Raw genomic sequence first — 19,696 nt, 5'->3', positions numbered from 1 at the left:
TGCTTGAAAAGTGATGGATAATAGAAGGTGTTGGTTTTGCTGTCATTGAAAATCAAAATGATAGGATTATTACCTCATCTAAATTATATTTTCAAGCACTTTTAAGCGCGATTGCCCTGTCCAGTAAATCAGCTAAACTATGCTCGAATCGGCCTTGCATGATAATATAGGAACTTTTTTAGATTGGCAGATCTTGAGTAATTAGCTGGGTATTGCCGATTGGGTTGCGGATCTGTCCCTGCCCGGACCAGCAAACATTGCTGGCGCTTGAAAAGAATTATTATTTTTATATGGTTTTTGAGAAATTTATCGCAATGAATATTCGCGCACTACTCGTTTTTACTATCTTGCTGTCCGTCATTGGCGGTCATGCCAATGCTACGACTTATGAAATGCCGGAAAATAGCAATGATAGCGTAATCGTCCAGTATCCTGATGGTATGGCTCTAACCCGCGCAGAGCAGGACGAAACCTTATTGGACGTGGCGCGCCGCTTTCTTTTGGGGCAAACTGAAATAGTCAGGTTAAACCCGGATGTCGATCGTTGGCTGGTTAGAAAAGGCGAGATTGTCCGTTTATCCAATATGCGTATTTTGCCGGATTCGCCGCATAACGGCATTACCTTAAATATTTCCGAATACCGCATGTATTATTACCCGCCGACCAAAAAAGGCGAAAAGCCCCGGCAGGTCATGTCTTATGCGCATGGCGTCGGCAGACAGGATTGGAAGACGCCGTTGGGTAAAACCAAAGTTGCACGGAAAATCATGAATCCTTCTTGGCATCCGCCTGAGTCGATACGGCGCGAACATGCCGCGAACGGCGACCCTTTACCGCTTATTGTTCCGCCGGGACCGCACAATCCTCTGGGGTCGCGGGCGCTGCATCTTGACTTGCCCGGAGAATACCGGATACACGGCACCGATATTGACAAGATTCACGGCATAGGCATGCAGATAACGCATGGTTGCGTTCGGATGTATCCCAAGGATGTCGAGGAGTTATACGATTTGGTTGCAGTCGGGACGCCGGTCTATATTGTCAAACAGCCGATCAAGGTTGGCTGGCTGAACAATGTTCTTTATGTAGAAGCGCATCCTGATCTTGAGGGCGAAGAAACGACGCTGGATCAGCGCTTCGCTACAGCGTTAAGATTGATTCAAAAAGCCAATAATCAGGAAATGCCTGATTATGATCAAAAAGCATTAAATTTGGCGCTTAAGAATCAGAGTGGGGAGCCTACGCCAATCTATGAGCGCTTGCCTCCACTGGGTGAAGCGTCAGCGTCGTCTATGCCGATGCAATCGCCGGTACAGGCTGCGCCAGCACCGAAGCCCCCCGCGCGAAAACCCTCTCCAGATGGTTATTATCACGGCAATTAAGGCTGGCGTCTTGGAAACTGTTTATACCCGTAGGGCCGCGCCCTGCGGGTAAATCTGTTAAACCACTTGATTTTTAACGTATAGTTTTTCCGGTACATTCCTTTGAAAAAAATCCTTATTTCCGACAAATTAGCAGAAGCCGGCATCAATTATTTACATGATCAGTCCGGCATACAAATACATATAGAGACCGGGCTCAATGAGGACCAGCTATGCGGCGTCATCGGCGATTACGATGCACTGTTGATCCGTAGCGATACTCAGGTAACAAAAAAGGTTTTGCAGGCGGCAAAGAACCTGAAGCTGATAGGCCGCGCCGGCATCGGTGTCGATAATGTCGATATTCCCGCAGCAACCGAGCTGGGGATTATTGTAATGAATACGCCGGATGCGAATGCAACAACGACAGCCGAATTGGCGATTGCGCACATGATGTCTCTGAGCCGTCATTTGCCGACCGCAGACCGTTCGGTTCGCGCCGGAAAATGGGAACGCTCCAAGCTGATGGGATCGGAAATTGCCCATAAAACCTTGGCGATACTCGGATTCGGCACCATCGGGCGGATCGTCTCGCAACGCGGTTTGGGCCTGAAAATGCAGGTGATTGCGTATGATCCGTTTGTCGCGCCGGAAATATTCGAAGATTTGGGTGTTGAGTCGGTCAGTCTGGACGAGCTGGTGACCCGAGCGGACTATTTGACTCTGCATTGCCCGTTGATTGAAAAGACCCGCAACGTGGTCGGCAGTGCTCAGCTGGCGGTCATGAAAAAAGAGGCGATGATTATCAACTGCGCCAGAGGCGGCTTGATTGACGAGGCGGCGCTGTATGATGCGTTGAAAAACGGGCGAATAGCCGGTGCGGCGCTGGATGTTTACGAAAACGAACCGCCCGCCAACTCGCCGTTGCTGGAGCTGGATAATATCGTTTTTACCCCGCATTTGGGCGCATCGACTACCGAAGCGCAGGTGGCGGTCAGTGTCGAAATTGCCCGGCAGGCGGTTACGTTTTTGAAGACCGGCGAAGCGGTTAATGCGTTAAACCTGCCCAGAGTGTCTGCGGAAGAGTTGAAAAAATCGCACGAATTTATCACGCTGGCCAATATCTTGGGTAAGGTGTTGGTGGGTTTGGCAACCAAGCCGATTGAAAAAATAGAAGTGACGTTAATGGGCCGCGCGGCGGAAGTTGAGGCGCGGCCGGTTTCTGTTGCTGCGTTGATCGGCGTGTTAAGCGGCCAATTTTCTACACCGGTGAACCGGGTTAATGCCGAAAATATTGCCAAACGCCAGGGTATTGCGCTGGTTGAATCGAAAACTGAAGAAACTCAGGATTATTTGTCGCTGATCAAGGTAACCGGGCATTGCGCGGATCATTCGATTATGCTGGCGGGAACCTTGCTGGGCGGTTGTCATCCCCGGCTGGTATGTATCGATCAATTCGATATTGAAGTGGTGCCGGTAGGAACTTTATTAGTGACTCAGCATGACGACAAGCCGGGTGTGATCTCGGCAATCAGCAGTGTTCTGGGCAATGCCAATATCAATATTTCCAGAATGCAGGTGGGTACCGCGGATGAACAGCAGTTGGCGATGGCGGTTATCAGCGTTTCCGAACCGTTGACGGAAGATTTGTTACAGCAGCTCTGCCATATTCCTGCCGTACATAAGGCTATCCAGATTAACTTATGAGTTTCGATGTCATCTGCTTTGACTGCGACAGTACCTTAAGCAAAATAGAAGGTATCGACGAGCTCGCCGGACGCGTCGGCTTGGGCGAGGAAATGTCCAGACTGACCGATGCGGCGATGAATGGCGAGGTGCTGCTGGAAGCGGTTTACGAGCAGCGTCTGTCGCTGATCAGGCCGGATCGGGACAGCATCGACTGGCTGGCCGATTTGTATATTGAGCAGATAGTCGATGGCGTTAAAGAGGTGTTTGAAACTTTAACCGCGCCGGGCAGAGAAGTGCATATTGTCAGCGGCGGAATCCGTCAGGCTATTTTGCCGCTGGCAAGGTATCTGGGTTTGCCCGAAACCCAGGTCCACGCAGTCGATATTTATTTCAATGAAAACGGCAGTTACCGCGATTATGACCGGAATTCGCCGTTGGCTAGATCGGGCGGAAAAGCCGAGATTTGCAGGCGCTTGCTTAAAGCGCAAGGCGCATTGGTTATGGTCGGTGACGGCAAGACCGACATGGAAGCCAGGCAGGCCGGAGCCGTTGTAATCGGCTTTGGCGGCGTGGCCGACCGGCCGGTGGTTCGTGAGCAGGCCGATTTTTACAGCGCCGAACCGAGCTTGGTTTCGATATTGGCGTATATTTTATAAGCTTGGTAATTGATGATTAGACGGATTTAAGCGGATAAAACAAGACAAAGGGCGAAAGGTTTTTGCACCCTTTGTCTTTCGCCTTGCGCCTTCAATATATTTTTCAAATTGCTAAGTAATGACGAGTAATTAATTTAACTGTACTTTAGAGAGGGACAATGGCTGGGCATAGTAAATGGGCTAATATCAAGCATCGTAAGGCCGGACAGGACGCTAAACGTGGAAAAATTTTCACTAAATTGCTCAGAGAAATTACCGTAGCGGTAAAAACCAGCGGGCCGGATGCAGCCAGCAATCCATCTTTACGCACTGCGGTGGATAAGGCTTTGGGTGCGAATATGCGCCGCGATACTATCGATACTGCGATCAAAAAAGCGTCCGGCACGCTGGAAGGCGTCAATTACGAAGTCGTCCGGTATGAGGGCTACGGCCCCGGCGGTACGGCGGTTATGGTCGATTGCCTGACCGATAACCGCAACCGTACCGTCGGCGAAGTGCGCCATGCTTTTTCCAAAGCAGGCGGCAACTTGGGCACAGACGGTTCTGTGGCCTATATGTTCAGCAAGATCGGCATCCTCAGTTATGCGCCTTCCGTCGATGAAGATGCTTTGATGGAGGCCGCTTTGGAAGCCGGAGCGGAAGACGTCATCGTCAATGATGACGGCTCGGTCGATGTGATGACCACGCCGGAAAATTATCTGGAAGTAAAAGAAGCGTTGGTTGCCGCAGGCTTTGAGCCGGATAATGCCGAAGTCACGATGCAGGCGGCTACAATGGCCGAGCTGGATGCCGATGACGCGGAAAAAATGATGCGCCTGGTAGACCGATTGGAAGATCTGGACGACGTTCAGAATGTTTATTCCAATGCGGATATCAGCGACGAAATTATGGAAGGACTGGATTGATAGTTTACGGTAGCGGATGCGAATTTTAGGGATAGATCCGGGCTCGAGAATAACCGGTTACGGGATTATAGAAGATTCAGCGCGCGGTTATAAATACATAGCCAGCGGCAGTATTCATATCAAAGCCGATTATTTTCCCGATCGGCTCAAACAAATCTTTGACGGCATTGTAGAAGTCGTCGAACGCTACCAGCCGGAGCAAATGGCTATAGAACAGGTGTTTATGCATAAAAATGCCGACTCCGCGCTTAAGCTCGGTCAAGCTCGGGGCGCGGCGATTTGCGCGGTTCAGGTCGCCGGTTTGCCGGTGTTCGAATATGCGGCCCGGCAAGTCAAGCAGGCTATCGTGGGCAAGGGCAGCGCCGAGAAAATTCAGGTTCAGCACATGGTGAAAATTCTGTTAAATATTCAAGGCGAGTTACAAATCGATGCGGGCGACGCGCTGGGCATCAGTATTTGTCATGCCCATTATCAGCAAACTGCACAGCGTTTGCAGCAAGGCTTGTTGCGGTGATCGGGTTTCTGCGCGGCAAGCTGGCGTTTAAAGCGCCGCCGACGTTAATGCTTGATGTGAACGGCGTCGGCTATGAAGTCGAAGCGCCGATGACGACGTTTTATAATCTGCCCGCTATCGGTTCCGAGATAACGCTGCATACTCATCTGGTGGTTCGTGAGGATGCGCATATTTTGTTCGGATTTTCGACTGAAGCGGACCGGTCGATGTTCAGAACCCTGATCAAGGTCAATGGCGTCGGCCCCAAGTTGGCGTTGACGATTTTATCGGGGCAGAGTGCTGAAGAGTTTCATCGTTGTATTCATAACAATGACACTCAAGCTTTGGTACGCTTGCCGGGAGTGGGTAAAAAAACCGCCGAACGGCTGATTATTGAAATGCGGGACAGATTGCCGGGTCTAAGTGATTCAGGCGGTTCCATCGATTCAGCGGTGATCAGTGACAGAGCCCGTCCGGTCAATAACCCAAAGCAGGAGGCTATCAGCGCCTTGTGTTCGCTGGGTTATAAGCCGTTGGATGCCGGTAAAATGGTGCAAAATATCAGCAGTGCAGGCAAAAGTTGTGAAGACATTATCAGACTGGCGTTACAAGGCGCGGTAAGATGATTGAAAGCGACCGCATGGTGACAGCTCACAGTCATTCGGATGAAGAGCGCCAGGATCGGGCTATCCGCCCCAAGCGCCTTGCCGATTATGTCGGCCAGAAAGAGTTGCGAGAGCAAATGGAGATTTTCATTCAGGCGGCGACGGCGCGGCAGGAAGCGTTGGATCACGTGTTGATTTTCGGACCTCCCGGCTTGGGCAAGACGACGCTGGCTAATATCATAGCCGCTGAAATGTGTGTTAAAATTCGCCAAACATCGGGGCCTGTACTCGATAAAGCGGGTGACCTTGCGGCATTGCTGACCAATCTTGAAGCCCATGATGTGTTGTTTATCGATGAAATACATCGCTTGAGCCCTGCGGTTGAAGAGATTTTATATCCGGCCATGGAGGATTACCAGCTCGACCTGATGATCGGCGAAGGCCCGGCGGCACGTTCCATCAAGCTCGATTTGCCCCCGTTTACGCTGGTTGGCGCAACGACCCGCGCCGGATTGCTGACATCGCCGTTGCGCGATCGCTTCGGCATTGTTCAGAGATTGGAGTTTTACACGATTGACGAGCTGGCCAATATTGTGGCGCGTTCAGCCAAGGTGTTGGGTATTGCGATGGAACAACGAGGCGCTTATGAAATAGCCCGGCGTTCTCGCGGTACGCCCCGGATTGCGAACCGATTGTTGCGCCGCGTGCGGGATTATGCCGAAGTAAAAGGCAACGGCACGATCACCGAGGAGCTGTCTTTTCAGGCATTGGAAATGTTGAAAGTCGATAATAACGGTTTTGATTCATTGGACCGCAAGCTGCTGATGGCGATGATTGAAAGTTTTGCCGGCGGGCCGGTAGGATTGGATACGCTGGCCGCTGCGATCAGTGAAGAACGTGGCACCATTGAAGATGTCGTGGAGCCGTATTTGCTGCAACAGGGGTTTATTATGCGGACCCCCCGAGGTCGCGTGGTTACACAAAATGCCTATTTGCATTTTGGTTTGCAACCACCCAAACACCTGGGCATGACTGAGGACTTGTTTGAATAGTCAGGCGCAAGGCGTGCTGAACGGAAAATTTAGCTGGCCGGTACGCGTTTATTACGAAGATACCGACGCTGGCGGCGTGGTGTTTTACGCCAACTACCTGAAGTTTTTTGAGCGGGCAAGGACCGAAATGCTCAGGGCAATCGGTTATGAGCAGGATCAGCTAATCGCAGTCGAAGGCATTATTTTTGTCGTGCGTTCGGTGCAGGTCGATTATTTGAGTCCCGCCCGGTTTAATGAACAACTGCAAGTGAGTGCAGAAGTGAGTCTTGCTAAAAAAGCCAGCCTGACTTTCGAGCAAGTTATTACACGAGGTGACGATGTTTTATGCAGGGGCAGTGTTCGAATTGCCTGTTTGGATGCACAAACCATGCGTCCTAGAGCGATTCCTGAAACCTTATTTAGATCAATTTTAGAGCACACAAGAAATGAACACTGATTTATCGATTTTCCATTTAATTAAAGAAGCCAGCTTTGTTGTTCAATTCGTAATGCTGATATTGCTGACGGCATCGGTATCATCGTGGACCTTTATTTTCACCAAGCGCAAAGAGCTTAATCGTGCGGTTGAAATCACCGACGAATTTGAAGAGCAGTTTTGGTCCGGTGTGGTGTTGGCCGATCTATACAGAAAGCTGGCAGCCAAGGACTTCGAACCGGAAGGCATCGAGAAAATATTCCTGGCCGGCTACAAAGAATTCTCCCGGATGCGCCAAGCCGGCAACGTAGAGCCCGGCGTGCAGGTGGAAAGCGCGCAACGGGTCATGCGTATCGAATTGTCTCGTGAATTAGAACGGCTGGATGAGCATTTGGCATTTCTTGCCACGGTCGGCTCGATCAGTCCTTATATCGGTCTGTTCGGTACGGTATGGGGCATCATGAATTCCTTCATGTCGCTGGGAAATGTCAAGCAGGCGACTTTGGCGCAAGTCGCTCCGGGCATTGCCGAAGCGTTGATTGCAACAGCCATCGGTCTGTTTGCCGCGATTCCGGCCGTTATTTCTTATAACCGTTTTTCGACTCGGTTGGATAGATTGACAGGGCGGTATGAGCTGTTTGTTGAAGAGTTCGTCGTGTTATTGCAAAGACAGGCGCATCAAAAATGAGCGCGCCGCAAATGGGTAGAAAAAATGGGCGCAGGAAGCCTATGGCGGAAATCAATGTCGTTCCTTACATTGACGTAACTTTAGTGTTGTTGATTATTTTCATGATAACAACGCCGATGCTGCAAACCGGTGTTCAAGTCGAGCTTCCGCAAGCCGAGTCCGCAACCGTGGAATCGGAAGGCGATAATTTACCGGTTGTTGTGTCAATTAATGAACAAAGCCAATATTTCATTACCATTGATGACAAAGAACCTGAATTGGTGCAGCCTGAAGAGGTGGAGGCCCGTGTGATGGCGGTATTAAGCCAGAAACCGAAAACCCAGGTTTTAATCGGGGCTTACAAGGGTATTGATTATGGCGTTGTGGTTACACTGATGGCGGGATTAAAAAATGCCGGAGTGTCCAGTGTGGGTTTAATGACCAAGTCGGGCGAACAATAGATTTCGATGGATAGCAAAAAGAGATTTTCATGGCCGTTCATTTTGGCCTTGGCGTTACATCTGACGATCTTAGGCTTGTTTGCGTTAAGCGCCCTGTTCAAGCCCGATAAGCCGGAGTCGAACGCCGCGCCGGAAATTATTCATGCGGAAATTATCGATGACTCCAAGGTTAAAAATCCTGCCGAGGTTGCCGCCGCAGAGCCAGTCAAGCAGGATAAACGTCCCGTCGAAGAGAAAGTGAAGCCGGAAGCCAATCAAGCGGCTGAGCAGGCAGCGCAGCAAGCTGAAGTTGCGGCACAGGCCGAAGCAGAGAAGGTTGAAGCAGCTAAAGCCGAAGCGGCGGCACAAGCCAAGGCTGAGGCAAAACAGGCCGAAGCCGCCAAAGCCAAAGCAGCGGCGGAAAAAGCGAAAGCCGAAGCCGCCGCTCAAGCCAAGGCCGAAGCGGAAAAGGTGGAAGCCGCCAAAGCCAAAGCTGCGTCAGAAAAAGCAAAAACCGAAGCCGCCGCTCAAGCCAAGGCTGAAGCGGAAAAGGCGGAAGCCGCCAAAGCCAAAGCCGCGTCAGAAAAAGCAAAAACCGAAGCCGCCGCTCAAGCCAAGGCCGAAGCGGAAAAGGCGGAAGCCGCCAAAGCCAAAGCCGCGTCAGAAAAAGCGAAAGCCGAAGCCGACGCTCAAGCCAAGGCCGAAGCGGAAAAGGCGGAAGCCGCCAAAGCCAAAGCAGCGTCAGAAAAAGCGAAAGCCGAAGCCGCCGCACAAGCCAAGGCCGAAGCGGAAAAGGCGGAAGCCGCCAAAACCAAAGCAGCGTCAGAAAAAGCGAAAGCTGAAGCCGCCGCCCAAGCCAAGGCCGAAGCGGAAAAGGCGGAGGCCGCCAAAGCCAAAGCGGCGGCCGAAAAAGCGAAAGCTGAAGCCGCTGCCGCACAAGCCAAAGCAGAAGCGGAAAGAGCCGAAGCGGCAAGGATGGAAGCGGAACAGGCCAGAATGGATGCAGAGCAAGACCAACTGGCGATAAAAACAGCCGCCGCAGCGATACGGCAAAAAGTAGCCCGGAGCTGGATTCGACCGGTTTCCGCTACAGAGGGTTTAAAGTGTACAATTCAGGTTACGTTGATGTCCGATGGCACAGTGGTAGATGCGAAGGTTGTTACTTCCAGCGGGGATGAGGTTTTTGATCGATCGGCAGAAACCGCCGTTCACAGAGCATCGCCGCTTCCGGTACCCAAAGATAAAGAATTGGCGGCCAAAGAATTTAAGTCATTTAAGTTTTTGTTTGATCCAGATCGTTCCAGATAATCGGCGACAGTGCGATCATCACAAAGATGGGCGCCGCGATTATTTATGGTCTTTTTTCAGTTAAGTTACTGAGGTAAACAAGTGAGTTTTTTTAGAAAAATTTTGTTGATTGGTCTGGTCAGTTTCTATGCGCCCAGTAGCTACGCAGAGATGACGATCGAGATTACTGAGGGTATTGAGAGCGCATTGCCTATTTCAGTGGTTCCTTTCGCTATGCAAGGAGCGTCGGGCGTTCCGGTTGACGTCAGTTTTGTTGTTGATGCGGATTTAGGGCGTAGCGGTTATTTTAAAACGCTGGACAAACAAAGTATGCCGGCCAGACCCAGTACTGCCGAGGCGATTCAATTTAAGGATTGGCAGGCTTTAGGGCAGAATTATATGGTTATCGGTCAGGTGATCGAAGATCACGGTCAATACAATGTCCAATTTCAGTTGTTTGACGTCTATAAGGGGCAACAAATAATGGGGTACCGAATGGCGTCCTCAGCGGGAGAGTTGCGAAGAACCGCTCACCATATCAGCGATCTTATTTTTGAAAAATTAACCGGTAAAAAAGGTGTTTTCAGTGGACGTATTGCCTACATTACCAGCAGCAGGCAAGGCAGGCAAAGTAACCATAAACTGCAAATCTCAGATGCGGACGGATTTAATGCACAAACCATAGCCTCATCTGTAGAGCCGTTGATGTCTCCGGCGTGGTCGCCTGACGGCAGAAAAATAGCCTACGTGTCCTTCGAGAAAAAATCAGCCGCAATTTATATTCAGACTTTGGCTACCGGCGAGCGAGTCAGAGTTGCGGAATTCCCCGGTATCAACGGCGCGCCTTCATGGTCGTCCGATGGTGGAAAATTGGCTTTGACGTTATCCAAAGACGGCAGTCCTGATATTTACATCTTAAATCTGGTGACGCGCTCTTTAACTAAATTGACTAACAATTCCGCAATTGATACCGAGCCCACCTGGTCTCCTGACGGAAGCAGCATTGTTTTTACTTCGGATCGAGGCGGAAAGCCGCAGCTGTATATTGTGTCGAGCCAAGGCGGGGACGAAAAAAGGCTGACATTTTCAGGAAATTATAACGCCAGAGCCAGTTTTTCGCCGGACGGCAGAAGTATAGCGATGGTACACGGGAATGGCAGCGATTACCGTATTGCCGTGATGGACATGGCGACCAAGGCGGTTAATGTAATAACTGACGGGCGGTCGGATGAATCCCCTAGTTTTGCGCCGAATGGCAGTATGATTTTATATGCTTCGCGAAAAGGCAATGCGGGTTACTTATCGGCCGTATCATTGGATGGTAAAATGCAGCAGAAGCTGGTATTCGATAGCAATGAAATTCGCGAACCGGCATGGTCACCCTAGTCGGCTGGGCGCACACGGTTTTTTTGTAAAATTAAATTAATAGATTACTTTTTTGGGAATTAAAAATGAAATTGAATAAAACAGTATTGGCATTGGCAATAAGTGCGGTAATCCTGACGGCTTGTAGCGAGGATGAAAAAGACGCTAGCCTGATCGACGGTACTCAAAATGCGGCCAGCGGCATCAACGATGCTTCAACCCGCGGATTAAATAATGGTTCGGGGTTATCCGGGTCGGAAATGAATGCTTCGGGAATGTATCCGAATGCCGGCATAGGCCCTGAATTCAGCGATCCTAACAACCCGCTGTCAAAAAGCACTATCTATTTTATGCTGGATAGCAGCCAAGTTCAGAACGACTTCGTACCGGTTATTGCAGCGCACGCACAATATCTGGTCGCGCATCCCGGTCAACGCATTGTGATGGAAGGTCACGGCGACGAGCGTGGTTCGCGCGAGTACAATATCGCTCTGGGAGAGCAGCGCGCAAAATCGGTAGCCAGCATGATGAGAGTTCAAGGCGTTGCTGATGGGCAGTTGGAAATCGTCAGTTACGGCGAAGAAAAGCCTGCGTCATTAGGACACGACGAAGCATCCTGGGAGCTTAATCGTCGCGTTGAATTGGATTATCAAGGCAAATAAATGAAAGCTCGTCTTATCATGCCGTTGCTGCTTGTTTGCAGCGCTGTCAGTGCCGAACCTTCAGAGCTCCCGTCAGTTGTCGATAACTCAATGTACCCAGAGACCGAGGTCGGTGCTGCTGTAAAGCCTTCGTCGGCCAACAATGCGCTGTATGAAATGATGAAGCAGTTGGAGCAATTGCAAGTCGAAGTGAGACAGCTTACAGGCAAGGTGGAGGAGCAAGCTTATCTTATTGCCGAGATGAAAAAGTCTCAAAGTACGATGTATTCAGACTTTGATGGGCGAATGCAGAGCCTTGAGAAAAAAGCGGAGGGTGTCAAATCTGCGGCTGCTGAAAATCCCCAAGCACAGGAAGGTTCGGTTATATCTGACGCCAAGACGGCGGAGCCTCCAGTTGCGGCGGCTCCAGACGCCAAGCAGCAGGCTCCCGCGCCAAAACAGGATGTTGTGAAGGCCTCAGGAGATGAGAAGCAGCAATATCAACAAGCGTATGAAGCGCTCAGGAACGGGCATACTGCCCAGGCTATTGCCGAATTTAATGCTTTGTTAGGTAAAAATCCGAAAGGTGAATATGCGAATAACGCCCAATATTGGCTAGGCGAGGCCTATAGGGTTAACCAGGACATTGAGTCGGCACGTAAAGCCTTTAACAGCGTGATTGAAAATTATCCGGGCAGTTCAAAAGTGCCTGATGCTTTGCTGAAACTGGGCTACATCGAGGTTGAGCAGAAAAATGCAGCAAAGGCGCGAGAATATTTAACACGCGTTACCACGGACTTTCCTGGCTCGACAGCGGCCCGTTTGGCGGCAAAAAAAATACTTTTGCTTGATGATATTAAATAAATCGCAGTTGTGACTTTATTACGCATAACTGAGATTTTTTACTCGTTACAGGGTGAGTCGAATACCGTGGGTCTGCCCACGGTGTTTATTCGGCTCACCGGCTGTCCACTAAGATGTGTTTATTGCGATACGGCCTATGCTTTTACCGGCGGTAAAAAAATAGGGATTGATGCCGTTATGGCAGAGGTTAAGCAGTACGACACTAAATATATCACCGTAACCGGTGGAGAACCTTTGGCGCAGCAGGGCTGTATCGAGTTAATGACCAAACTCCTCGATAAAGGCTATGTCGTTTCGCTTGAAACCAGCGGTGCGCTCGATGTGTCTGAAGTCGATCCACGCGTTGTTAAAGTGATGGATCTTAAAACACCCAGTTCGGGCGAATTAAGCAGAAACCGCTATCAAAATATCGAACACCTGACCGCAAAAGATCAGGTCAAGTTTGTTATCGGTAATGATAAGGACTACGACTGGTCTAAAGGCATTTTGGCCGAATATGCGTTGTCTGATCGTTGTGACATATTGTTTTCACCGATGATGGGGCGGCAAAACCCGACCGAGCTTGCCGAAAAGATTCTTAAGGACAGATTACCTGTTCGATTCCAACTTCAACTCCATAAAATACTTTGGGATGATGCCCAAGGTAAGTAAACCGATATGCAAAAAAAAGCCATAGTCCTTCTCTCCGGGGGATTGGATTCAATTACCGTACTTGCTCTTGCGAAAAAACAGGGATTTAAATGTTACGCCTTAAGCTTTGATTACGGTCAGCGGCATAATGCCGAGCTTATAGCCGCTACGCAGATAGCGGCGGATTATCAAGTCGAAGATCATAAAATCATCAAGCTGGGCTTAAGTTCGATTGGCGGGTCCGCACTGACCGATGAGCATATTGCGGTACCCAACGCCCCACAGGAAGGCATACCGGTAACCTATGTGCCGGCAAGAAACACGATTTTTCTGTCCTTTGCCTTAGGCTGGGCGGAAGTTTTAAAGTTAACTGACATCTTTATCGGTGTTAATGCCGTAGATTATTCCGGCTATCCGGATTGCAGGCCTGAATTTATCAAAGCATTTCAGCAATTAGCAAACCTGGCTACTAAGGCGGGTGTAGAAGGCGAGTATTTCACCATACATACCCCGCTGATCGCGCTCAGCAAGGCGGAAATCATTAAGCAAGGCGTTGAATTAGGCGTCGATTACCGGCGCACAGTCTCCTGTTATTCCGCTGATGAGCGGGGGTGCGCATGTCGAGTATGTGATGCTTGTCGTTTGAGGGCGGCCGGATTTATGGATGCGGGAATAAAAGATCCAACGCAATACCAATCAAATTAAAAAAAAGTTGACGTTATTAAATTAGTCATTATAATAGGCAGTCTTTGTTGGGTCGTTAGCTCAGCCGGTAGAGCACCGCACTTTTAATGCGATGGTCGCGCGTTCGAATCGCGCACGACCCACCACAAAGACTATAAATAACCAGCACTTAGCTGGTTTTTTTATTCCTGAAATTTCGTTACGCGAGATTTACGCGACTTAGCGTAATGGCTCGTTATGCCGCGTCCTGCTTTGGCCGATTCCGAATTGCACATTGACGCAATTGCATCAAGGCATAGAGCCAAATATGGGGCAAGGTTAAATAATAGAGAATGCCTACTTTGTAGACAGCCATTCCCGCATAACGAATCACATCAAATGTCTCTGCCGATACAGAGAACCAGCGGCTATGTAGTTGATACAACCAACTGTGTACGAAGCGAAAGACTAAAAAACAGACAGCCACTATACTGTAATTCAGCAACGTGCTGTAAATTAGAAAGCTTTGAATTGCGGCGACTGACGCTGATTCTTGGATTACGTTTGCAGCTTTTTTATCGCTAATAAAATACTTCACTGTCTGTTTGACGGACGTTTTGTTGCTGCGCCGTTTTCATCAATCGCCATGCTTTGTAGCCAACAATCCCCAATGGAATCAACAGAACGGCAAAAAATACGGAAAAGACCAGCGTGCCAACGATAGCGCCGGCAATCATCGCCGGAATAGCCATGATTTTAGAAAGACTGGAACCCGAACTTTCTTCGACATGATATTCGAGTCGCCCTTGAGGATTTTGCAATGTACCGATATGAATGGTTCGTTTGTAAATTTTGAACATGGGCAAGATCAAAGGCTGAAATAGTACGCTACGATTACTACGAATTTGCTCGGAATAAAAATTCGTCGAGACTCACCGCCGTTTCTGGAAATTCCTTTAATAGCTTTTTGTCTTGCGTGACCAGCTTAACGGATAGCTGTCGAGCCAGAGCCGCAAATTCACAGTCATAAGCAGAACAAGAGCTACTGGCGACGAGATTCATGACAGCGGCAGAGGGCATAGTAAACTCCTGGTCGGCCATCAACGATTCGGCTTCATCTTGCAAAGCCAGTGCCTCGGTCAAGGAAACAATGTTCTGCCTAATATAAAGCGCAAGCACATTACGAAACTCGCTCCGCCAAAGTTCAGGTGCCGCCCACTCTGGATCAACTCGATACAACTGACTTGCTTTCTCGGAATAACGCGTCGGCAAGAACAAGTAGCTAATGATATTGGTGTCGGCAACGATCATGGACGCCCATTATCGATAGCTTGATCGACGTCATCTACTGTAATGTTATTGGGCTTAATGCCGGCACGTAGCTGTTCTATTCGCTGTAAACGGTCATTTGGGCTGGTTTTCTTAGCAACCAACGCCTTTTCAAGACAAACTAAAACTTCGCTGTTAATACTGCGACGATGCAAATCAGCAGCGGATTTCAATTGTTCATATAGAGAGTCTGGGATATTTTTGATCGTCAGGGCTGGCATAATTTGACCTCGGAAAATAACTAGGGTTGCATTATGGTTGCTTATTGCAATCTGAGCAATATGCGATAACAACAAGAATATTATTTATCAGACGCAGAAAATTAAAGCGGCTAAAGACATTGGCGGCAAGTTTTATCTAAAAGCCCTGATGGCGTTCACGACCGGGATGCGTAAAGGTGAACTGTTGGCATGACATAGACTTCGATAAAGGCCTGACGATGTTATTCCGACACCAAAAACGGAACGCCACGACACATCGATTATAAAAAGTAATCGTCCTCGAACAATGAGATGCTTGAAAACTTGCGTGATAGCTTTCAGGGTGCTTAAAGACTATAATTCGCACCAAAAATCGGCTTTAGAACTTTGCCGGATAGGGAAGATAAACTTCAATAATCATAAACATACAGCGGGGTGAATCATGACGGTAACAAATCCTCAAATGAAACGCCTGTATAGTAAGTTACAAACAGTCGGCTACAATCCAAAATACATTAAATCGTTGCTGCCTGATTGGTGGGATAACGAGATAGCTGAAACACCCGCCGGATTGCAACAAGCCAGTCTGATTTTAGGGCAAACGTTTGGCGTTCGCGCCGAAACATTGTGGACAGAAAGCGCAGAACCCGCCTTAAAATTACCGCAAGGCATTCGTTTTAAGCATCGTGAAAATATCGCTGATGATGATTTGAACGTTGCCTGTGCGGTAGCGCGTTCACTTGCTAGTATTGTCTTAAAAGCTTTCCCTGCTAAACCACAGTCTGGTTTTTATCTTGATGCCAGTGAATTGCGTAAACAGCTTCTTGTCGGCAAAAAGTGGATTACCTTTGAAGATGTGCTGACATATTGCCTTGATGATGGCATTCCTGTTATTCATCTCCATCATTTACCCAAAAAAGCTAAAAAAATGGAAGGTTTGGCGTTTGAGCAAAGTGGTCGTCCGGTCATCGTACTGACTCAAAATCACCCGCACGGCTACGCATTGTTCGATTTGGCGCATGAGCTGGGACATATTACCCTAGGTCATGTCACTGCCGAACATTCCATCGTCGATCAAAAAATTGATGCCGAAGCCGACGATGAGGACGAACGTGCAGCTAACCGTTTTGCACTGGAGCTATTAACCGGCGATCCCGAATGTAAAATTGTTCCAACGGGACGAAACCTTAATGGCGATGAATTAGCAACCTCGGCCCTACATTACGGTGAAAAAAACAAAATCGACCCGTTACACATTGTCTTAAATTATGCCTACTCAAAAAATCATTGGGGTGCAGCTAATGTCGCGATTAATAAAATCGCCAAAAATGCGCTAACTGACCAAGAAATTCTACGCGCCGCCTTATTGCAATCGCTAGAGTTGGATGACCTGAACGAAGACGACTACACCTTGCTACAAACCCACCTACAAGGGAAAGTTGATTGATCGTTCTTGCCGATAACGACATCATACTCAAGTTGGCGCAATGTGACTTGTTAGAGGTTCTGCCGGATAGTCTAGGTCAGGAATGGACGGAAGTTTTTATCACCGACACGGCAAAATACCAATTGCTGCCTAAAAATCCTGCCAAAGCCCTGAGCAAATGCGGCAATGAAGAAACCCTGGCGAGGCTTAAGGCTTTTCTCGAAACAACACAAACCTTACCAGCCGTTAACGATACCGCGTTATTAGCCCAACTTGAAGACATTGACGGCATAGACGGCGGCGAAAAATTCTTATTTGCCGCCGCCGTTGAAACCGAAAATCCCTTGCTGATAACCGGCGACAAAAGAGCGTTACGGGCTTTACTGGAACATCAAGATCAATTGCCCACCGTCTTTTCAGCGTTGCAGAATGCCGTGGTTACTTTTGAAAGTGCGATTTTATTGGCAATGCACAAATTCGGTTTTGCTATCGTCAAACAAAAATTACTTGGCTCACCCAAGCCCGACGGCATGTTGCGGTTGGTGCTGAAAAGCGAAACCGGAGAGGCAGACTTTGTCGAAGGCTTATGTTCGTTTTCCAAAGAAATCGCGCCGCTATTGGCTTTTAAACAGTATTTGCCAGTACAACTAAATCAAAACTAAAGGATTAAACCTAAGTCATGCCCTTACTCGATTGGTTAAACAAATCGGATGCCGTGCGCACCGTACAGAAAGTGCCGTATCGTTTGCTGGAGGCCGTGCCGGAGTTTAGCGCGGGCGACAGCAACACGGAAAACATGCTGATACAAGGCGACAACCTGCAAGCCTTGAAAGCGTTGTTGCCGTTGTATGCCGGTAAGGTGAAGTGTATTTATATCGATCCGCCTTACAACACACGTTCAGCATTTGAATATTATGACGATAATCTGGAACATTCGCTGTGGTTGAGCTTGATATATGCGCGTCTGGAACTGCTCAGGGAATTGCTGACTGAAGACGGCAGTATCTGGGTGTCCATTGATGACAATGAGGGGCATTATCTTAAAGTTATCATGGACGAAATATTTGGTAGAAAAAATTTCATCAATCAGGTTAGTGTGAAAATGAAGCTCACTGCTGGCGCAAGTGGTGGTGGAGAAGACAAAAAATTAAAGAAAAATATAGAGTCCCTAATTGCGTATGCAAAAAACTATGATAACGGTTTCAAGAAATTTAATGATGTTTATGAAGAAGAAAATTTATTCGATCTAATTGATGAAATGGAAGCAAATGAGCAAAGCTGGAAATACACAAGTATTTTGCTCGATAAAGGAACATTCATAGAAGAAAGAATAATAATGGACGGATCAGGCGAACCAATTAGAATTAAGAAATACAAAGGTCTGAAAAGGACGACGGTCAATGATTTTACAAAAAACGGGCAAAACAGAGATGACATTTACATAGATAATTACGAAAACCTGTTTTCCGACACCAATGCGCAAACTAGCATCAGAACCCGTATTATTGATGAATTTAAGTCTTTAGAAAAAGACGAATTACTTGTGGCTTCGTATGTCCCAAAATCAGGACGTGAAAAAAATACAGAAGTTGCTCATTTCTATATCAGTCCATCAATACGCAGAATAATTTGGCTTAAAGATACTGCCGAAAAAAGAGGCAAATTGCTGTTTAAGAAAGAAAAGACTGGGACATACTGGCAAGGGTTGGCATTGAATAATCTGACAAAAGAAGGGGATGTAAGGTTTCCAAATGGTAAAAAGCCAGAAGCGCTAATTCAGAAAATCTTACTGTTAAGCACCAACGAAAATGATCTTGTTCTTGACAGCTTTCTAGGCTCAGGCACAACCGCAGCAGTCGCTCACAAAATGAACCGCCGTTACATCGGCATAGAAATGGGCGATCATGCAAAAACCCACTGCCAGCCGCGCTTAAAAAAAGTCGTCGAAGGCGAACAGGGCGGAATTTCCAAGGCGGTTAACTGGCAAGGTGGTGGCGGCTTCCATTATTTCCGCTTGGGCGAGACGATTTTCGATGAAGTCGGTTCGATCCATCACAACGTGAAATTTGCCGCGTTAGCCGCGCATATCTGGTTTTGCGAAACCCGCGCACCGTTGGCAAGTCGCGCCGATTCGCCGTTGCTGGGTATTCATAACGATACCGCCTATTACCTGCTGTATAACGGCATTCTCGGCGACCGCAGGCCGCAAAGCGGCAATGTGCTGACTCAAGCCGTGCTGGACAGCTTGCCGAAGCATAACGGGCGCAAGATCATTTACGGCGAAGCCAGCCGTTTCGGTAAGCCGCGTCTGGAAGCGGAAAATATCGTGTTCAAGCAAATTCCTTATGATGTAAGGGCGGTGTGAAATTAATGAGGAAGAATCCTTTATTTGATTCCCTCACCCTCACCCTAACCCTCTCCCGGAGGGAGAGGGAATGTGCTGCGATTGCATTCATTTTGTGGAGAGAAAAACGGTGCTGCGAATGAAACTCCGTTTCTCTGAGGGAGAAGGAATTTAGTGCCGCTAGATTCATCTTGTGGAGAGAAAAACTATGGCACGAATAAAACTCCCTCTCCCTCCGGGAGAGGGTTGGGGTGAGGGGGCTGCAAACAGGAGTCCATCCAATGAAAGAATTAGCCAGATCATTACGCAGAAACCAAACCGATGCCGAACAGGTAATGTGGGGCCGACTCAGAAACCGGCAGATGCTGGGTTGCAAATTCCGTAGGCAGCAGGTGATTGGATCTTATATTGCCGATTTTCTGTGCATGGAGCCGAAGATAATTATCGAGCTTGATGGAAGCCAGCATTGGGAGCAACAGGAATATGACGAGCAACGCAGTCGGTATTTGCAGTCTGTCGGCTATCGGGTATTGCGCTTTTGGAATAACGAAGTGTTGCAAGAAACGGAAGCTGTTTTGGAAGCCATTCGGTTGGCTGTTATTGATTTATCCCCTCACCCCAGCCCTCTCCCGGAGGGAGAGGGAGTTGGGCCTACATTTTGAGA

Annotated in this window: 24 protein-coding genes and 1 tRNA gene; 21 read left to right on the top strand and 4 right to left on the bottom strand. The window is 48.5% G+C overall.

The features are described from left to right. Window positions 1-314 precede the first annotated feature (314 nt). From V3O24_RS09490 to V3O24_RS09410, 17 genes are all read left to right on the top strand, one after another. Window positions 315-1,382 (top strand): L,D-transpeptidase family protein, encoded by a 1,068-nt coding sequence (locus V3O24_RS09490; protein ID WP_104425457.1) that lies wholly within the window; start codon window positions 315-317, stop codon window positions 1,380-1,382. 102 nt (window positions 1,383-1,484) lie between these two features. Beyond that, window positions 1,485-3,068 (top strand): phosphoglycerate dehydrogenase, encoded by a 1,584-nt coding sequence (gene serA, locus V3O24_RS09485; protein WP_331307071.1) that lies wholly within the window; start codon window positions 1,485-1,487, stop codon window positions 3,066-3,068. Then, the gene (locus V3O24_RS09480; RefSeq protein WP_331307070.1) at window positions 3,065-3,706 is read left to right on the top strand and encodes an HAD-IB family phosphatase; all 642 of its coding nucleotides are present in this window, start codon (window positions 3,065-3,067) and stop codon (window positions 3,704-3,706) included. Before serA ends, V3O24_RS09480 begins: the two co-directional genes overlap by 4 nt. 158 nt (window positions 3,707-3,864) lie before the next feature. Beyond that, on the top strand, window positions 3,865-4,611 hold the full coding sequence (locus V3O24_RS09475; protein ID WP_331307069.1) for a YebC/PmpR family DNA-binding transcriptional regulator: 747 nt from the start codon (window positions 3,865-3,867) through the stop codon (window positions 4,609-4,611). A 16-nt stretch (window positions 4,612-4,627) separates the two neighbouring features. Then, complete coding sequence (gene ruvC / locus V3O24_RS09470; protein ID WP_331307068.1) at window positions 4,628-5,125, top strand: crossover junction endodeoxyribonuclease RuvC; 498 nt, start codon at window positions 4,628-4,630, stop codon at window positions 5,123-5,125. Continuing rightward, window positions 5,122-5,730, top strand: coding sequence for a Holliday junction branch migration protein RuvA (gene ruvA / locus V3O24_RS09465; protein WP_331307067.1), 609 nt, complete (start codon window positions 5,122-5,124; stop codon window positions 5,728-5,730). Before ruvC ends, ruvA begins: the two co-directional genes overlap by 4 nt. After that, window positions 5,730-6,761 (top strand): Holliday junction branch migration DNA helicase RuvB, encoded by a 1,032-nt coding sequence (gene ruvB, locus V3O24_RS09460; protein WP_331307073.1) that lies wholly within the window; start codon window positions 5,730-5,732, stop codon window positions 6,759-6,761. Before ruvA ends, ruvB begins: the two co-directional genes overlap by 1 nt. 13 nt (window positions 6,762-6,774) lie before the next feature. Next, window positions 6,775-7,197: a tol-pal system-associated acyl-CoA thioesterase gene (ybgC, locus tag V3O24_RS09455; protein WP_331307066.1), complete on the top strand. Its 423-nt coding sequence runs from the start codon at window positions 6,775-6,777 to the stop codon at window positions 7,195-7,197. Further along, the gene (gene tolQ, locus V3O24_RS09450; RefSeq protein ID WP_104425443.1) at window positions 7,187-7,864 is read left to right on the top strand and encodes a protein TolQ; all 678 of its coding nucleotides are present in this window, start codon (window positions 7,187-7,189) and stop codon (window positions 7,862-7,864) included. The genes ybgC and tolQ overlap by 11 nt, the downstream gene beginning before the upstream one ends. A gap of 11 nt (window positions 7,865-7,875) precedes the next feature. Beyond that, complete coding sequence (gene tolR / locus V3O24_RS09445) at window positions 7,876-8,304, top strand: protein TolR (RefSeq protein ID WP_027147837.1); 429 nt, start codon at window positions 7,876-7,878, stop codon at window positions 8,302-8,304. A 6-nt stretch (window positions 8,305-8,310) separates the two neighbouring features. Continuing rightward, window positions 8,311-9,591, top strand: coding sequence for a cell envelope integrity protein TolA (gene tolA / locus V3O24_RS09440; protein WP_331307064.1), 1,281 nt, complete (start codon window positions 8,311-8,313; stop codon window positions 9,589-9,591). An 81-nt stretch (window positions 9,592-9,672) separates the two neighbouring features. After that, the gene (gene tolB / locus V3O24_RS09435; protein ID WP_331307063.1) at window positions 9,673-10,956 is read left to right on the top strand and encodes a Tol-Pal system beta propeller repeat protein TolB; all 1,284 of its coding nucleotides are present in this window, start codon (window positions 9,673-9,675) and stop codon (window positions 10,954-10,956) included. A 65-nt stretch (window positions 10,957-11,021) separates the two neighbouring features. Continuing rightward, a complete protein-coding gene (pal, locus tag V3O24_RS09430; protein ID WP_331307062.1) occupies window positions 11,022-11,597 on the top strand; it encodes a peptidoglycan-associated lipoprotein Pal in 576 nt (191 codons plus the stop codon). Next, window positions 11,598-12,440, top strand: coding sequence for a tol-pal system protein YbgF (gene ybgF / locus V3O24_RS09425; protein WP_331307061.1), 843 nt, complete (start codon window positions 11,598-11,600; stop codon window positions 12,438-12,440). Between the two features lie 9 nt (window positions 12,441-12,449). Further along, window positions 12,450-13,091, top strand: a complete 642-nt coding sequence (queE, locus tag V3O24_RS09420) for a 7-carboxy-7-deazaguanine synthase QueE (protein ID WP_104425438.1) — start codon at window positions 12,450-12,452, stop codon at window positions 13,089-13,091. Between the two features lie 6 nt (window positions 13,092-13,097). Continuing rightward, on the top strand, window positions 13,098-13,775 hold the full coding sequence (gene queC / locus V3O24_RS09415) for a 7-cyano-7-deazaguanine synthase QueC (RefSeq protein ID WP_331307060.1): 678 nt from the start codon (window positions 13,098-13,100) through the stop codon (window positions 13,773-13,775). A 49-nt stretch (window positions 13,776-13,824) separates the two neighbouring features. Then, window positions 13,825-13,900, top strand: a tRNA-Lys gene (locus tag V3O24_RS09410). Window positions 13,901-13,989: 89 nt separating this feature from the next. Here the strand turns inward: V3O24_RS09410 and V3O24_RS09405 are convergent. Genes V3O24_RS09405 through V3O24_RS09390 form a run of 4 tightly spaced genes read right to left on the bottom strand, consistent with a single transcriptional unit; the run spans window position 13,990 to window position 15,283 of the window. Next, a complete protein-coding gene (locus V3O24_RS09405; RefSeq protein WP_331307059.1) occupies window positions 13,990-14,331 on the bottom strand; it encodes a DUF6868 family protein in 342 nt (113 codons plus the stop codon). Continuing rightward, the gene (locus V3O24_RS09400) at window positions 14,315-14,593 is read right to left on the bottom strand and encodes a hypothetical protein (RefSeq protein WP_331307058.1); all 279 of its coding nucleotides are present in this window, start codon (window positions 14,591-14,593) and stop codon (window positions 14,315-14,317) included. Before V3O24_RS09400 ends, V3O24_RS09405 begins: the two co-directional genes overlap by 17 nt. 37 nt (window positions 14,594-14,630) lie before the next feature. Further along, window positions 14,631-15,044 carry a type II toxin-antitoxin system VapC family toxin gene (locus V3O24_RS09395; RefSeq protein ID WP_331307057.1) on the bottom strand — a complete coding sequence of 138 codons (414 nt, stop codon included), beginning with the start codon at window positions 15,042-15,044 and terminating at the stop codon, window positions 14,631-14,633. Further along, on the bottom strand, window positions 15,041-15,283 hold the full coding sequence (locus V3O24_RS09390; protein ID WP_331307056.1) for an Arc family DNA-binding protein: 243 nt from the start codon (window positions 15,281-15,283) through the stop codon (window positions 15,041-15,043). The genes V3O24_RS09395 and V3O24_RS09390 overlap by 4 nt, the downstream gene beginning before the upstream one ends. Before the next feature lie 421 nt (window positions 15,284-15,704). Between V3O24_RS09390 and V3O24_RS09385 the strand changes: the two genes are divergently transcribed. The 4 genes from V3O24_RS09385 (at window position 15,705) to V3O24_RS09370 (ending at window position 19,694) form a co-directional block, all read left to right on the top strand. Beyond that, window positions 15,705-16,709, top strand: coding sequence for an ImmA/IrrE family metallo-endopeptidase (locus tag V3O24_RS09385; protein WP_331307055.1), 1,005 nt, complete (start codon window positions 15,705-15,707; stop codon window positions 16,707-16,709). Next, entirely contained in the window at window positions 16,706-17,350 is a 645-nt protein-coding gene (locus V3O24_RS09380) for a hypothetical protein (RefSeq protein WP_331307054.1), read from the top strand. Before V3O24_RS09385 ends, V3O24_RS09380 begins: the two co-directional genes overlap by 4 nt. Before the next feature lie 134 nt (window positions 17,351-17,484). After that, complete coding sequence (locus tag V3O24_RS09375) at window positions 17,485-19,053, top strand: site-specific DNA-methyltransferase (protein WP_331307072.1); 1,569 nt, start codon at window positions 17,485-17,487, stop codon at window positions 19,051-19,053. Window positions 19,054-19,313: 260 nt separating this feature from the next. Further along, a complete protein-coding gene (locus V3O24_RS09370; protein WP_104425044.1) occupies window positions 19,314-19,694 on the top strand; it encodes an endonuclease domain-containing protein in 381 nt (126 codons plus the stop codon). The last annotated feature ends 2 nt before the right edge of the window (window positions 19,695-19,696 follow it).

Source organism: Methylobacter sp. Wu8, assembly GCF_036440755.1.
Taxonomy (GTDB): domain Bacteria; phylum Pseudomonadota; class Gammaproteobacteria; order Methylococcales; family Methylomonadaceae; genus Methylobacter_A; species Methylobacter_A tundripaludum_A.
This window is presented reverse-complemented; position numbering and strand designations above follow the sequence as displayed.

Excerpts from the sequence above, each read along its gene's own strand:
- V3O24_RS09490 (WP_104425457.1), top strand. The coding sequence starts at position 315 with ATGAATATTCGCGCACTACTCGTTTTTACTATCTTGCTGTCCGTCATT.
- V3O24_RS09475 (WP_331307069.1), top strand. The coding sequence starts at position 3,865 with ATGGCTGGGCATAGTAAATGGGCTAATATCAAGCATCGTAAGGCCGGA.
- V3O24_RS09375 (WP_331307072.1), top strand. The coding sequence starts at position 17,485 with ATGCTGATACAAGGCGACAACCTGCAAGCCTTGAAAGCGTTGTTGCCG.
- queC (WP_331307060.1), top strand. The coding sequence starts at position 13,098 with ATGCAAAAAAAAGCCATAGTCCTTCTCTCCGGGGGATTGGATTCAATT.
- tolQ (WP_104425443.1), top strand. The coding sequence starts at position 7,187 with ATGAACACTGATTTATCGATTTTCCATTTAATTAAAGAAGCCAGCTTT.
- pal (WP_331307062.1), top strand. The coding sequence starts at position 11,022 with ATGAAATTGAATAAAACAGTATTGGCATTGGCAATAAGTGCGGTAATC.
- tolR (WP_027147837.1), top strand. The coding sequence starts at position 7,876 with ATGGGTAGAAAAAATGGGCGCAGGAAGCCTATGGCGGAAATCAATGTC.
- V3O24_RS09395 (WP_331307057.1), bottom strand. The coding sequence starts at position 15,044 with ATGATCGTTGCCGACACCAATATCATTAGCTACTTGTTCTTGCCGACG.
- tolA (WP_331307064.1), top strand. The coding sequence starts at position 8,311 with ATGGATAGCAAAAAGAGATTTTCATGGCCGTTCATTTTGGCCTTGGCG.
- V3O24_RS09385 (WP_331307055.1), top strand. The coding sequence starts at position 15,705 with ATGACGGTAACAAATCCTCAAATGAAACGCCTGTATAGTAAGTTACAA.
- ruvC (WP_331307068.1), top strand. The coding sequence starts at position 4,628 with ATGCGAATTTTAGGGATAGATCCGGGCTCGAGAATAACCGGTTACGGG.
- ybgF (WP_331307061.1), top strand. The coding sequence starts at position 11,598 with ATGAAAGCTCGTCTTATCATGCCGTTGCTGCTTGTTTGCAGCGCTGTC.
- V3O24_RS09400 (WP_331307058.1), bottom strand. The coding sequence starts at position 14,593 with ATGTTCAAAATTTACAAACGAACCATTCATATCGGTACATTGCAAAAT.
- V3O24_RS09390 (WP_331307056.1), bottom strand. The coding sequence starts at position 15,283 with ATGCCAGCCCTGACGATCAAAAATATCCCAGACTCTCTATATGAACAA.
- V3O24_RS09370 (WP_104425044.1), top strand. The coding sequence starts at position 19,314 with ATGAAAGAATTAGCCAGATCATTACGCAGAAACCAAACCGATGCCGAA.
- V3O24_RS09480 (WP_331307070.1), top strand. The coding sequence starts at position 3,065 with ATGAGTTTCGATGTCATCTGCTTTGACTGCGACAGTACCTTAAGCAAA.